Consider the following 13,219-nt stretch of genomic DNA (forward strand, 5'->3'; position numbering starts at 1 on the left):
GGGAGGAAGATGAAAAAAAATGGTTTTATAATAAGCATGGCGATTTTTGTAATTGCTCTTGTCGTCGGCTTTATATCTATGATGAGCAGGGTTGCATCGCCCAAGAAAAATGTCATCAAGATAGGACTTTGTCTGTATAGATTTGATGATACATTTATTTCAAATGTCAGACAGGAAATTGAAGAGTATGCAAAGGAATATGAGAAAGAACATGATGTCAAGATAAATCTTGAGGTAGTGGATGCCAGAGACAATCAAAATACTCAAAATCATCAGGTGGAGAGATTTGTATCTCTTGACTATGACGTACTTCTTATAAATGTCGTTGACAGATTTGCCGCTTCAAATATGATTGAAACGGCGGTCGGTGCAAAGATACCGATAGTATTCTTTAATAGAAAACCGGTAGATGATGATTTAAACAGAGCTGACAATATTTATTATGTAGGCGCAGGACCGAAGGCGGCAGGAATCGAGCAGGCCAAGATAATAATAAATGCCTATAATGAAAATCCTCACAGCATAGATATAGACGGCGACGGTGTAATAAATTATGTACTGTTAGAGGGTGAACCGAGTCATCAGGATTCTCTTGTAAGGACAGAATGGGTTATAAAAACTTTGCAGGAGAATAATATTCCGATAAATAAGCTAAACGGCGCTATAGGAAACTGGGAGAGAGCACAGGGATCGGCACTTATGGAGGACTTTCTTAATAAGTACAGTAATATAGACCTTGTTATATCAAATAATGATGATATGGGACTTGGTGCCATAGATGCAATAGAGAGAGCAAATAATATAACCGGTATAAAGGTAGTCGGTATAGACGGTACAAAGGAGGCTCTTGAAGCAATCAATGAGGGCAAGCTTTTGGGCACTATAGAAAGTGATAAAAAGGAATATGCCAAAGCTGTTGTAGAGATAGCTATGTATGCTATAGGAAAGTCTGAGTTGCCTGAGGATATAAAGTTTAAATTAATGGAGAACAGAACCTATGATGTTGGGCAGATTCCCAGGATAAAATAAATTTTTGTATAAAATTCACATTTATTATATATATAAATTGTATATGAAATATCAAAAAGAGCATTGACTTTTATGCTCTTTTTTGTTATTATAAAAGTCTAAAGATAAGAACACCTTTCTAACAGGTGTTTTGGGGACCTTTCTTTAAATAATTCTATAGGAGTTTTATGAGGCATATTATAGCGGTGATTGATACGGATATACGCTTTGCCTTAAAATTATCTGATTTTCTTTCCAAGGAGGATAGGATTCCTTTCAAAGCGGTCGCTTATACTTCATTCCAAATGTACAGTAATGAAAGCTCTTCTATGGAGACAGTGGCATTTATCACAGATATTGACAATGTGGATGAATGTATAGATACAGGACTTCCGGTCGTTCTCCTGTCAGATGATGCGATGGTAGAGTCTAAATATACCGGTTCTTCAGAACTTTTCTGTTCAATATTCAAATTTTGCGGTGTACATATAATAGTTGATGAACTGCTGGGATTTTTTTCGGGTAATAATTCTTTCGGACTTACGGCAGGTAATAAAAATACAAAAGTCTACGGTGTTTATTCTCCGATAAACAGATGTGGCAGAACAAGTCTTTCAGTGGCATTTCATTCTTACTTCCGTTCACAGGAAAACAGTTCTTTGCTTATTTCCTTTGATGAATATGATTCGTTGTTCTCTGTTTTGAGAAAAGAAAACAGCAGAGACCTGTCTGATGTCTTTTATGGTTATAAAACCGGAGATTTAAATTTTGCAAAACTGGGAGAATGTATCAGCAGAGTTGAGGATCTGAATATTGTTTTACCTGCAAGGTACAATGAAGATTTGTTTTATTTATCCGATAATGAACTTACAAAATTTATGAATGATATTCTTTCGGCAAATCATTTTGAAATTATTGTAATCGACTTTGGAAGCATAGGCCGCAGATCCATGCAGATTTTGGATATGTGTGAAAAGATATTCTGCCCGGTGATTGGAGAGAATAACAGTGTGGAGATGACAAAGATAAGTGAGTTTAAATCACTTCTGGGGCGAAACGGATATGCTGAGATCATTCACAAAATATATGAGATTAGATTGCCGAAGGAGGATATTTTGGCAGATATATTTAATTTTACAAGATTAAAGCGGCGTGAATATTTTTTACAGGTTTCAAAGACAGCTGAGGGCCTATGATTTATTATATAGTGGGCAGTATGTTATTTGCTGCGGCAATGACGGATATACTTTGGAAGAAGGTTCCGAATATTATTGTTTTAGGATATTTTCTTACCGGAGTATGTATATTACATTTGGAGTTTGTATTCAGATTTTTTGTTTCAATTATATTATTTTCAATTCTTTACAGGCTCAGATTTTTTGGAGCCGGAGATATAAAGCTGTTTTCTTTGGTTATAGGATTTTTAGGTACATATGACGGGGTAAATGTGACTGTTATAGCATTGGTGCTGGCAGGAACCGGTGCATTACTTTATATGATTTTCAGTAATCAGTTAACAATAAGAATTACGATGCTTGTAAACTATTGTATGAGAGTGCTTGCTACCGGAAGAATTGAAAAATATTATGAATACAGAAAAAGTGACAAGCATTTGATACCTGTTTCTCCATATTTTTTGGCAGGCTTTATATTATGGAGGTGCTTTTGTTAAACAAAAAAATAACAGATGATGAGATTTTTAGAATACAGGTGGTTAAACGTGAAGATGAGAGCGCAAATCAGGGTGAAAGTATCTATGAGCAACTGAAGAGAGAAATAAGAGATGAGCTCTCAGACCTTAGAAATATAGAAGATGAAGAATTATATGAAATAATAGATCGTGAAATAGTACATAAGGAACATTCTTTTTATATTCCTCTTGAAGAAAAAATTAATATAAGAAATTCTCTTTTTGATTCGTTCAGAAGGCTGGATATACTGCAGGAGTTATTGGATTCCAAAGACATTACAGAGATAATGGTAAACGGAAAAGATGATATATTTGTGGAAAAATGTGGAAAAGTCATGAAATGGGATAAGAGCTTTGTGAGTAATGAAGTTTTGGAAGATATGATTCAGCAGATTGTAAGTAAGGTGAACAGAGTTGTAAATGTGTCTTCACCTATTGCGGATGCCAGACTCTCAGACGGTTCAAGAGTACATATTGTATTGCCTCCAATATCTCTTGACGGTCCGATTATTACAATCAGAAAGTTTCCGGAAGTTATCAGTATGGAGAGAATGATATCAAATGGAACAATATCCGAAGAATGTGCAAATTTCTTGGAGATGCTGGTTTGCTCAGGATATAATATTTTTATTTCAGGTGGCACAAACTCGGGAAAAACCACATTTTTAAATGCACTCTCAAGCTATATACCTAAGGGGGAAAGAGTTATTACAATAGAGGATTCGGCAGAATTACAGCTGATGCATATAAAAAATATAGTAAGGCTTGAGACAAAGAATGCGACTTTAAGCGGTGACGGAAGTATCGGTATAGGAGATCTTATAAGGGCATCGCTTAGAATGAATCCCGACAGGATAATAGTCGGAGAAGTCAGAGGAAGAGAGGCGCTTGATATGCTGCAGGCTATGAATACCGGACATGACGGTTCACTCAGTACCGGACATGGTAACAGTGCAAAGGATATGCTCTCAAGACTTGAAACCATGGTGCTAAGCGGTGCGGATCTGCCGCTGGCGGCTATCAGATCGCAGATAGCAAGTGCATTGGATATTTTGATACATCTTGGCAGACTCAGAGAGGGAGAAAGAAGAATGCTTGAGATTTTGGAGGTTTTGCCCTATGAAAATGGGGAGATTGGGCTTAATAAGCTCTATGAGTTCGATATGGAAGAAAAGATACATAAAAAAGTCGGAGAACTTAAAAACAAACAAAAATTGTTCGCAGCAGGCTATAGATTATAACAGCTACAGATTCAGTGTTTTAGAGTGGCTAAAATACAGCCTTTTAGCCGTATTGGCAGTGGCCATAGGTTCTTATATATTCTATAAAAGCATAATCATATTTTCTTGTTTATTTCCATTCTGTTTTTTATACCCCATTTTAAAAAGAAAAGAATTGATCGCAGCAAAAAAGCGCAGACTTGTTGTGGAGTTTAAGGAAGCGATAATGATACTTTCATCACTTTTAAATGCAGGATATTCACTGGAAAACTCTGTAAAGGAAGCTTTGGTGGAGCTAAGACTTTTATATGCTAAAGATAATCTGATAATAAAAGAATTTGAATATATAAATCAGCTTATTTACATGAATATCAGTGTTGAAAGGGCGTTTGACGATTTGGCTTACAGGAGCCACAGCGAAGATATAAGAAGCTTTGCAAAGGTTTTAAGGATTGCCAAAAGAAGCGGAGGTGAACTTGAAAGTATTATCGCACATACGGTCGGTGTTATAGGTGATAAGGTGAGAATAAAAGAAGAGATAATAACCATGACAACTTCAAAGAGGTTTGAACAAAACGTTATGAATATATTCCCGCTTTTTATAGTTTTATATATTGATATAAGCTCACCGGGGTTTTTCAATATTATGTATACAACCTTTATAGGAAGAGCCTGCATGAGTATAGGACTTATAGTCTATCTGTTTGCAATTTATATCTCAAAGAGACTTTTAAATATAGAGGTATAGCCTATGAAAAAGTATTTGAGGATAATCTTTTTAAAAAATTTAAAGTGTTGGCTGATTATAATCGCAAGCTTTGTGATTTTTGGTATCTGCAATTCTTTTTTAAAGGTAAATACGGTAGAAGATAATTATATAAACAGACCGGGTGTGGATGAATATGATACCGAGATTGAAATAGAGGTTGAAGGTTTACTTGATAAGCCGCAAAGAATAGAGATACCTATAACAAAGAGAACTTATTCAAAAGATGAGGCAAAGGAGGCTATAAAAAAAGGTCTGGAAGAGATACTTTTAACACTTCCGGGTGAGAATTCTTCACTGCAAAATATCACCACAGATTTGAATTTGACAAATGAAATAAGCGATTTAGGCCTTAGTGTAAAGTGGGATTTCGGCGAGAGTGAACTTATAGACATTTTGGGAAATGTACATAATGAAAATCTCAAAGAAAACATAAATCTTGATATAGAGGTAGACTTAAGTTATGAAACTTATGAGGAAAGCTATATTATTCCAATAACAGTATGTCCGAAAATATTATCAAATGATGAAAGGCTTTTAAAGGGGCTGATTGATAAGATAGCAATTGTCGATAAGGAATCAATCCAAAAAGACGGTTATACTCTGCCGGATACGTATGACGGTAAAAGTCTTATATACCACTATGGTGAAGCGTTTAACTTTAATATTATTCCGATTATGGGAACAGTTATAGCGATACTTTTATATTTACAGGAAAAGGAAAAAGAAAGGCGGAGCACAGAAAAGAGAAAAAGGGAGCTTATGAAGGATTATCCGGATATAGTTTCAAAACTGATAGTATTTATAGGTGCCGGACTTTCTGTCAGACAGTCATGGGAGAGTATAGTTATAGATTATGAGAATGAATGTAAAGAGAACAATGAAAGAAGATATGCCTATGAGGAAATGGTAAAGGCTCTGGCAAAACTTAAAACCGGAATATATGAGAATACTGTATATAAGGATTTCGGCAGGAGCTGTGCCCTTAGGCAATATATGAAATTGGCATCACTTTTAGAACAAAACAGAAGGAACGGACTTGCAAATCTGCACAGTCTCCTAAGCATGGAGTCACAAAGTGCATGGGATGAGAGGATAAATTTGGCAAGAAGAGAAGGCGAGGAGTTAAATACAAAGCTGCTTTTACCGCTTTTTATGATGTTACTTATAGTGATGATGATAATAATTGTACCTGCATTGTTGATATTTTATTGATTTTATAAAAGCAATGTGGATTTTAGAAAATTAGAAAGGGGTAGTAAATATGTTGGAGTTTTGGAAAGATTTTATGGAAAATGAGGACGGTGTCGGAGTAGTGGAGATTGTTTTGGTTTTAGTGGTTTTGATAGGTCTGGTACTTATATTTAAAGGAAATATCAGTAAGCTTATGAACAATATCTTTAAGGAAATCAATAAGAAATCAAAAGAGGTATATAATTGAGAAAAAGCGGTTCCGTTACCGTCTTTATATGTCTGATATTTGTCTGTATCAGTGCTTTAATATGTGGACTTTTGGAGTCTGCAAGGACATCGGGAGCAAGATTTTATTTACAGGTGGCAGGAGACTCTGCAATTGATTCACTTTTTAGCAGATATCATAGAAAGCTTTGGGAGAATTACAGAATATTCGGTCTGGAAAGTTACAGTGATGAGAATATAAAAGATATGATGCTTTTGTATATGGACCCTTATATAAAAAACAGCGGAATGTACAGGATTCAAAATCCGCATGTGAATTTAAATAAGAAAATATATTTAAATGACAATGGCGGCATGTATCTTGAGCAGGAGATTATTGATTATATGGGCCTTGGAACTTTTGAATCAATATTTGACAGTTCTCCCGATAAGCTTTGGAAAGATATAGAAGATGCTAAGAGTATGGAAAAGGTTACTTCCGACTATGGCCTCAGTTCAAGAGAAGCAATTGAAGTTGAGAAGGTTTTAAAAAGACTTTCTGAAAATATTTCAGAACAGGAGAAAATAAGATCTGAAATGAGATCCTCACTTGGTGCAAGAAATCTCACGGAGATAAAAAAGCTTTGTAAGAATCTGAAAAAGGTATTAAAAAAAGTTCCTGATCTTATAAAAAAGTATGAAAAAAAAGCCGATAAATTATCAAGGAAAATCGGAGAAATAAAAGATAAAAATGCCGAAAGTATTTCGAAACTCTCAGAAAACAATAAGGCGTATATTGAGGGAGAAACGGAAAAGTTTAAAGACTACGCAGATAAGGACGGAGAAAGAAGACTTGAGGTGGTAGCACTTGGCGGACTTTCTGAAAGTATGATAAGAGAAATTGAGCATCTGGAAGCCGATATTGAAATCCTTCAGGAAAGAATATCTGAAGCATCGGATGATGAAGAAGATGACCACAGTAGTGAAATAAGCGAGGGATGGGATAATGTGAGTGATGATATAAATTCACTTACAGAAATGAGAATGAACTTTAGACATGGAATATCTGATGAAGTTAAGGAAGATAAGCTAAAGCAGTTAAAGGATCTTATTTCCGACGGTATATTCTCTCTTGTGATTCCTGAAAACAGAGAGGTTTCAAATAAAAGTATAAACAGACTCGCTCTTCCTTCAAATACCGTCACAGGAGGATATACAGGCAGAAATCTTGCAGAAAGGCTTCTTATAAATGAGTATATCGGAACATACTTTGCCGACTTTACAGATGACATAAGTACTCCTCTGTCATATGAGCTTGAATATATATTAAACGGAAAAGACTCGGACAGGGAGAATCTTGAAAACACGGTGGCGTCTCTTCTTGCAATACGAGAGGGATTAAACTATATGCATATCATATCCGATGCCGATAAGATGCAAAGAGCCGAAGAGCTTGCCGAGGTAATCAGCGGTGTGATATGTCTGCCCGAAATAACAGTTCTTATCAAGTTTTTGATAATAGGGGTATGGGCTTTGGTGGAATCGGCTATAGATATCAAATGTCTTTTATCAGGGGGCAAGGTGCCTATAATAAAGACGAAAGATGATTGGAAGGCGGATCTTGACACGATATTTGAAGTTTTGGAAAACAGGGCTTTGGGTAATAATGATTCTGAACGTGGTATCAACTATGAGGGATATTTGAAAATGCTTTTATATATAGAAGATCCCGTAAAAAGAAATTTCAGAATGATGGATATAATGCAGCTTGATATAGGTGTGAGCCAAAACGACTTTTTAATGCAGGATATGATATACGGTATTGATGCAAATATAAGCTGTGGAGCAAGAAGAGTATTCAGCGAAATATCATATTTTTCAAAAGAGTTTGCAGGTCTTACTTCAAGCTATGAGATGCAGGTTAAAGTGGAGAAAATATATTGAAGGGAGGTTTTGTATGTCCTCTTATAATGAAAATTTTAAAAATAAAAAAATGAAAGCTCTCCAAGCATGCAGGTATAAGAGGACGCACAAAGCCTCTCTCAGTGTAGAGGCGGCCATGTGCTTTAGCCTGTTTATTATAGCTATGGCGGTACTTATAATGCCTTTTGATATGATGAATACCAATAGAAAAATCAGAGGAATCGCAGAAGCCGTATGTAAGGATTCCTGCCAGTATGCATATACATATTACAGATTTACAGGTAATACGAGAGAAGAAGAAAATGAAAATTACGATCATGAGGCTATGGAAAATGTAAAGGGAGTATTTGCAGGTGGAGCAATAGGAAGCTTTGTGGTTGCAAAAATAAATGCCGAGGTGAAAGATAAGAATATAGCTAATATTCACGGACTTTTATCAACCTGTATGTCTGACGGTGAGACCATATGTATAAGGATAGATTATAAATATTCACTTCCTATAGGGATATTTAAAAATTCGATCAATCAGACTGTGGTAGCTTCAAGAAGAGCGTGGATAGGAGCGGACGGCGGGAAAGGCTCCGGAAATTCGGATGATGAAGAATATGTTTATATAGGCAGGAACTCGACCAGGTATCATTTAGATCCAAGATGCCACTATCTTTATAATGATTTGCGCTCGGTATCTTTGTCTGAAATAGCAGGTATAAGAAATGATAACGGAGCGAGGTATCAACCATGTGAAAGATGTGGAAACAGAGCAGGAACAACGGTTTATATAATGCCTTCAGGCACAAGATATCACAGTGATCCGAATTGCAGTGCAATCATAGCTTATGTACAAAGAGTTAAGCTCTCGGATGTGGAGCATTTGGGAGTATGTTCTTACTGTGGAGGTAGACATTGAGTATTGAACTTGTGGAAAAGATGATTTTAATAATATTTTTGCTGATTTTTACATTTCAGGATATCAGAAAAAAAGAGATATACACTTTTGGTGTGGTTTTATTTTATATAATGATTATAGATATTCAGATATATAAGCTTATTATCGGTAACAGCATAGATATTAAGAATACAGTATTTGGAATACTAAGCGGTTTTTTATTATTGCCGCTTTCAAAGTTTAATATCTTGGGAGAGGGGGATGCACTCGTATTTATAGGTTGCGGAGCGATTCTCGGTTTAAAAGGAAATATACTTTTGTTTTTTGTATCGGTTTTTATAGTTTCAATATATGCTCTTTTTATGAGCCTATATTACATGGTAAAAAAACGTAGAATAAAAGGAGTCAGAGTGGCAATGCTTCCTTTTATAACTATGGCAAATTGCATTATATGGTTATGTGTATGAAGAAGAGTTTGAGAGCAAGTTTTACAGTGGAGATAACTTATATTATATTTTTTATATTTATGGGTATTGCTTTTATAATAGGATACAGCATAGATAAACATACTGAAACGGTTGACAGTATTGAGATGCATCTACTGCTTGAGAGATTGGCACATGATGAAAAAGATATGGGATATGATACGGAAAGGTTAAAGTCTTTAGTTGAGTTAAAGGGCAATAAAGCTGTAAAAATAAAGAAACATAAATTTTCCGTGGAAGGGGAGCAGGGAAATCAGAGTATCAGAGTGGCTGTCTATGATCCCGAGGGCTATATAAGAGCGACTACAGCATTGGAGGGGATATATGAAAGACTTAAAGGTCAGTTATCAGAGGAATCTGAAGAGTAACCAGCTTATATTTGAGCCGGGGGAAAGTTTTTTGCTTGAGTTAAAAAGTAAATATGCCTTTGAACTGGGTATGATAGAGCATAATAATATCAAAAATTTCTTGAAGCCTTTTATAAAAAGGCTGAACTCTAAAATAGAGATTTGTTATGATATAAGCTCACTACAGCCGGTATCAAGAATTTTTGAAGTAAAAACATTGAATGCAGAAGAAATAAAATCATTTATTATTGAAATAATAACAGCCACAAAATCATTGGAAGAATTTTTACTTGAAGCATCATCAATAGTACTGGATCCCGAATATATTTTTTCCGATTTGGACCTTAAAAGATTCTTATTTTTATATATTCCAAGAAACGAAGATAATAAAGAAGAGATGAAATTATTATTGGAAAATATTTTAAATAATATCAATAAGGAAGATAAAGACTGTTTGATAACGGTATACGGGATGCTAAAGGAATGTCAAAAAAGAGATTTCACTATAAATGATTTGGAAGGAATTTTGGACTCTAATATAAAGAAAGCGGATAAGGAGCAGGTTACCTTTGAAGAAATAATTCCTGAGAATGTCGAGGAAAAAGAGCGTAATAAAACTAAATTCAATATTTTCGGAGGCATTTTTAAGAATCAAAAAGTAAAGTCTCAGGATGAGGAATCGGAATTTCTTGAAAAGGTATTTGAGGGTTATGAGTCAAATGTGAATGCCGCATATATAAATGAGGATAAGGCTTCATTTACAGTACCTGATGAAGAAATAGGAAGTACCGTACTGCTCACGGATATAAAGATAAAAAGTTCGGGAAGATTTTTAAGAACTGTAAACGGGAAGGAAGACATAGAGCTTTCATATTTACCGTTTATTATAGGTAAACAGGAAAGAGTATGTGATTATGTTCTTGATACGGACGGAGTGAGCAGAATGCATTTGAAATTCTTTGAAAAAGATAATGAAATTTATGCAAGAGATCTAAACTCAAGAAACGGAACATATGTCAACGGAAGAAAGCTTGAAAATGAGGAAAATATAAGGCTGCATAATGGTGATTCCGTAAATATCTGCGGAATAAGTTATATATTGGAGATATAATTATTCTTGATAGTTTTCGTATCTATGTTATACTTTATAAAATCATTAAGAAAGTTTTTATGGCTTTTTATTTGTAAAGGGAATAATATTGTAAAAGGCTGTATAGTGATGATTAGGAGAAGAAAGTGAAGGACAAGATACGAATAGTGCTATGCTGTATATTTTTATTAATAGCGGTATATGCAGGATATAATATTATTAAGATACAAAGTGAATACAAAAAAGGTGTGGATACCTATAAAGAAATAGATAAGTATACCATAGAGCAGACAACAGCACAGTCAAGTGATAATACTGAAGAGACTCAGGAGGAAACTGAAGAAGAAAAGCCTTATCCGAAGGTTGATTTTGCAGGATTAAAGGCTGTAAACAGTGATGTTATAGGTTGGATTTATGTGCCTGATACAGAAATAAATTATCCGATAGTGCATACAACAGATAATGAATATTATCTGGACCATATGGTGGACAGAACGGAGAATCCGGCAGGTGCTATATTCTTAGATACCAGAAACCCAAGTGATTTGAGTGATCTGCACAGCATAATATACGGACATCATATGAAAAACGGAAGTATGTTTGCGGCACTTAAGGGCTATAAAAAGCAGGATTTCTTTGATGAACATAAGAACGGATATTTGATAACCGAAGATGCGGTATACAGAATTGATTTCTTTGCCGGACATGTGGCAAATGTGGAAGAGAACGCATGGCAGCTTGATTTTAGTGACGGTACGGAATTTGATAACTGGATAAAGTCATTAAAAGAAGTATCTGCATTTAAGTCGGATGTGAATCCGGAATATGATGATAAGGTCTTTACCCTGTCAACCTGTAGTTATGAGTTTGATGATGCAAGATTTGTACTAAGCGGTAAGCTTACAAAAATTGAATAGCTTAAAAATCAATATAAAGGGTTAAGAGCATAAACTGTTCTTGACCCTTTTTTTAAAAGGTGGTAGTATAAATTAAAATCCTACTAATAAAGTAGGGATAAAGGGATAGAATGAAAAGAGGACTTTATGGATATATTAAATGAAGTAAAAAAGATACATGAAACTTTGGTGGAGCTTAGAAGAGATTTCCATTTACATCCGGAACTCAGTATGAAGGAGTATCGAACAGCTACAAGAATAGAAGAAGAGCTTGATAAGCTGGGTATAGAGCATTACAGAAGTGCAAAAACGGGAGTTATAGGACTTATTAAAGGAACAGGAAAGTCGGAGCCTGCAAAGAATAAGGGAGCAGATGAATCTGAGAGCAATATAGGACATCAGGGTAGTACCAGAGAGGGTAAGGACAGAGTTGTGGCACTCAGAGCCGATATAGATGCCCTTCCTATACTTGAAAGAGATGACAGAGCTTATTGCTCAAAAACAGAAGGTGTTATGCATGCATGCGGACATGATGTTCATAATGCGTCTTTACTTGGTGCGGCTATAATACTTGCCAATAACAGAGAAAAGTTTGCAGGAACGGTAAAACTTATTTTCCAGCCCGGTGAAGAAGTAGGTGCAGGTGCACAGGCTATGATCGCAAACGGTGAAGTAAAGGGAGTTGAAAGAATCTTCGGACTCCATGTAGCTCCTGATTTAAGATGTGGAGAGATTGGTGTCACTACAGGCATAAACAATGCGTCTGTAGATCATTTCAGGATAGAGATAGAGGGAAAGGCTACTCATGTATCAACTCCTCAGATGGGTATAGATGCACTTTATATTGCCGCACAGACTGTTGTGGCATTACAGGCATTGGTTACAAGGACTACATCACCTATAGACCCTGTGGTTATAGGTGTGGGAATATTAAACTCGGGAACATCTTACAATATAGTGTCGGGAAGCGGTGTTATAGAGGGTACAACAAGAACAACATCGGAAAAGACCAGACAGGAAGTAAAGGCTAAGGTGCAAGAGACTGCTGAAAATATTGCAAAGATTTACGGAGGAAGCGCAAAGGTTATCTGGACAGATTATACATCCGCACTTATAAATGATGAGAGAGTTTCGGAAGAAGTCAGAGGCATCGTAAAGGATATTTTCGGAGAAAAGGCGGCAAGGGTAAGACCGATATCTTTAGGCGGTGATAATTTTGCTGAATTTATCATGGAAATTCCGGGGGCATATGCTTATCTCGGAACTTCAAATGAGAGCATTCCAAACAGTTTAATTCAACTTCATAATGAAGGTTTTGACGTAGATGAGAACGCTTTGGACATAGGAGCAACACTTTATGCCGAGTATGCACTAAGGTGGTTAAATGATAAATTTTAAACGAAGATGTGCTTATTTAGGGCGTTTTTAAACTTTTTTTAACAGCGATATTATATTATTATTAAAGATTACTTACAAATAGATAACTTCTTTAATAAATCGTTGACATTTA

The 13,219-nt window shown here is 35.5% G+C and carries 14 protein-coding genes; all 14 read left to right on the forward strand.

Annotated features, from left to right (window positions below):
- The first annotated feature begins 9 nt into the window (after nucleotides 1-9).
- The 14 genes from EHV10_RS08910 to EHV10_RS08975 all read left to right on the forward strand — a co-directional run bounded on the left by EHV10_RS08910 (nucleotide 10) and on the right by EHV10_RS08975 (nucleotide 13,107).
- The gene (locus EHV10_RS08910; protein WP_128674346.1) at nucleotides 10-1,029 is read left to right on the forward strand and encodes a galactose ABC transporter substrate-binding protein; all 1,020 of its coding nucleotides are present in this window, start codon (nucleotides 10-12) and stop codon (nucleotides 1,027-1,029) included.
- Nucleotides 1,030-1,196: 167 nt separating this feature from the next.
- Nucleotides 1,197-2,204 (forward strand): AAA family ATPase, encoded by a 1,008-nt coding sequence (locus EHV10_RS08915; protein ID WP_128674347.1) that lies wholly within the window; start codon nucleotides 1,197-1,199, stop codon nucleotides 2,202-2,204.
- Nucleotides 2,201-2,680 (forward strand): prepilin peptidase, encoded by a 480-nt coding sequence (locus EHV10_RS08920; RefSeq protein WP_128674348.1) that lies wholly within the window; start codon nucleotides 2,201-2,203, stop codon nucleotides 2,678-2,680. The genes EHV10_RS08915 and EHV10_RS08920 overlap by 4 nt, the downstream gene beginning before the upstream one ends.
- The gene (locus EHV10_RS08925; RefSeq protein ID WP_408610088.1) at nucleotides 2,662-3,939 is read left to right on the forward strand and encodes a CpaF family protein; all 1,278 of its coding nucleotides are present in this window, start codon (nucleotides 2,662-2,664) and stop codon (nucleotides 3,937-3,939) included. Before EHV10_RS08920 ends, EHV10_RS08925 begins: the two co-directional genes overlap by 19 nt.
- Nucleotides 3,940-4,093: 154 nt before the next feature.
- Nucleotides 4,094-4,666, forward strand: a complete 573-nt coding sequence (locus tag EHV10_RS08930; protein ID WP_242824852.1) for a type II secretion system F family protein — start codon at nucleotides 4,094-4,096, stop codon at nucleotides 4,664-4,666.
- Nucleotides 4,667-4,669: 3 nt separating this feature from the next.
- On the forward strand, nucleotides 4,670-5,899 hold the full coding sequence (locus tag EHV10_RS08935) for a hypothetical protein (protein ID WP_007594733.1): 1,230 nt from the start codon (nucleotides 4,670-4,672) through the stop codon (nucleotides 5,897-5,899).
- Nucleotides 5,900-5,948: 49 nt separating this feature from the next.
- Entirely contained in the window at nucleotides 5,949-6,125 is a 177-nt protein-coding gene (locus tag EHV10_RS08940) for a Flp1 family type IVb pilin (RefSeq protein WP_007594732.1), read from the forward strand.
- Entirely contained in the window at nucleotides 6,122-8,026 is a 1,905-nt protein-coding gene (locus EHV10_RS08945; protein ID WP_128674350.1) for a DUF5702 domain-containing protein, read from the forward strand. Before EHV10_RS08940 ends, EHV10_RS08945 begins: the two co-directional genes overlap by 4 nt.
- A gap of 13 nt (nucleotides 8,027-8,039) precedes the next feature.
- Nucleotides 8,040-8,912 carry a hypothetical protein gene (locus tag EHV10_RS08950; protein WP_128674351.1) on the forward strand — a complete coding sequence of 291 codons (873 nt, stop codon included), beginning with the start codon at nucleotides 8,040-8,042 and terminating at the stop codon, nucleotides 8,910-8,912.
- Nucleotides 8,909-9,358 (forward strand): prepilin peptidase, encoded by a 450-nt coding sequence (locus tag EHV10_RS08955; protein ID WP_128674352.1) that lies wholly within the window; start codon nucleotides 8,909-8,911, stop codon nucleotides 9,356-9,358. The genes EHV10_RS08950 and EHV10_RS08955 overlap by 4 nt, the downstream gene beginning before the upstream one ends.
- Complete coding sequence (locus EHV10_RS08960) at nucleotides 9,355-9,744, forward strand: hypothetical protein (RefSeq protein WP_128674353.1); 390 nt, start codon at nucleotides 9,355-9,357, stop codon at nucleotides 9,742-9,744. Before EHV10_RS08955 ends, EHV10_RS08960 begins: the two co-directional genes overlap by 4 nt.
- Nucleotides 9,701-10,834 carry a DUF6382 domain-containing protein gene (locus tag EHV10_RS08965; RefSeq protein ID WP_128674354.1) on the forward strand — a complete coding sequence of 378 codons (1,134 nt, stop codon included), beginning with the start codon at nucleotides 9,701-9,703 and terminating at the stop codon, nucleotides 10,832-10,834. Before EHV10_RS08960 ends, EHV10_RS08965 begins: the two co-directional genes overlap by 44 nt.
- Nucleotides 10,835-10,959: 125 nt before the next feature.
- Nucleotides 10,960-11,730, forward strand: a complete 771-nt coding sequence (gene srtB, locus EHV10_RS08970; RefSeq protein WP_128674355.1) for a class B sortase — start codon at nucleotides 10,960-10,962, stop codon at nucleotides 11,728-11,730.
- Between the two features lie 126 nt (nucleotides 11,731-11,856).
- Nucleotides 11,857-13,107, forward strand: coding sequence for a M20 metallopeptidase family protein (locus EHV10_RS08975; protein ID WP_128674356.1), 1,251 nt, complete (start codon nucleotides 11,857-11,859; stop codon nucleotides 13,105-13,107).
- The last annotated feature ends 112 nt before the right edge of the window (nucleotides 13,108-13,219 follow it).

The organism is Lachnoanaerobaculum gingivalis (genome assembly GCF_003862475.1).
Classification (GTDB): domain Bacteria; phylum Bacillota; class Clostridia; order Lachnospirales; family Lachnospiraceae; genus Lachnoanaerobaculum; species Lachnoanaerobaculum gingivalis.

Bases quoted from the DNA above. Each gene is read 5' to 3' on its own strand.
- EHV10_RS08910 (WP_128674346.1), top strand. From the start codon at position 10: ATGAAAAAAAATGGTTTTATAATAAGCATGGCGATTTTTGTAATTGCT.
- EHV10_RS08915 (WP_128674347.1), top strand. From the start codon at position 1,197: ATGAGGCATATTATAGCGGTGATTGATACGGATATACGCTTTGCCTTA.
- EHV10_RS08920 (WP_128674348.1), top strand. From the start codon at position 2,201: ATGATTTATTATATAGTGGGCAGTATGTTATTTGCTGCGGCAATGACG.
- EHV10_RS08925 (WP_408610088.1), top strand. From the start codon at position 2,662: ATGGAGGTGCTTTTGTTAAACAAAAAAATAACAGATGATGAGATTTTT.
- EHV10_RS08935 (WP_007594733.1), top strand. From the start codon at position 4,670: ATGAAAAAGTATTTGAGGATAATCTTTTTAAAAAATTTAAAGTGTTGG.
- EHV10_RS08940 (WP_007594732.1), top strand. From the start codon at position 5,949: ATGTTGGAGTTTTGGAAAGATTTTATGGAAAATGAGGACGGTGTCGGA.
- EHV10_RS08950 (WP_128674351.1), top strand. From the start codon at position 8,040: ATGTCCTCTTATAATGAAAATTTTAAAAATAAAAAAATGAAAGCTCTC.
- EHV10_RS08960 (WP_128674353.1), top strand. From the start codon at position 9,355: ATGAAGAAGAGTTTGAGAGCAAGTTTTACAGTGGAGATAACTTATATT.
- EHV10_RS08965 (WP_128674354.1), top strand. From the start codon at position 9,701: ATGAAAGACTTAAAGGTCAGTTATCAGAGGAATCTGAAGAGTAACCAG.
- EHV10_RS08975 (WP_128674356.1), top strand. From the start codon at position 11,857: ATGGATATATTAAATGAAGTAAAAAAGATACATGAAACTTTGGTGGAG.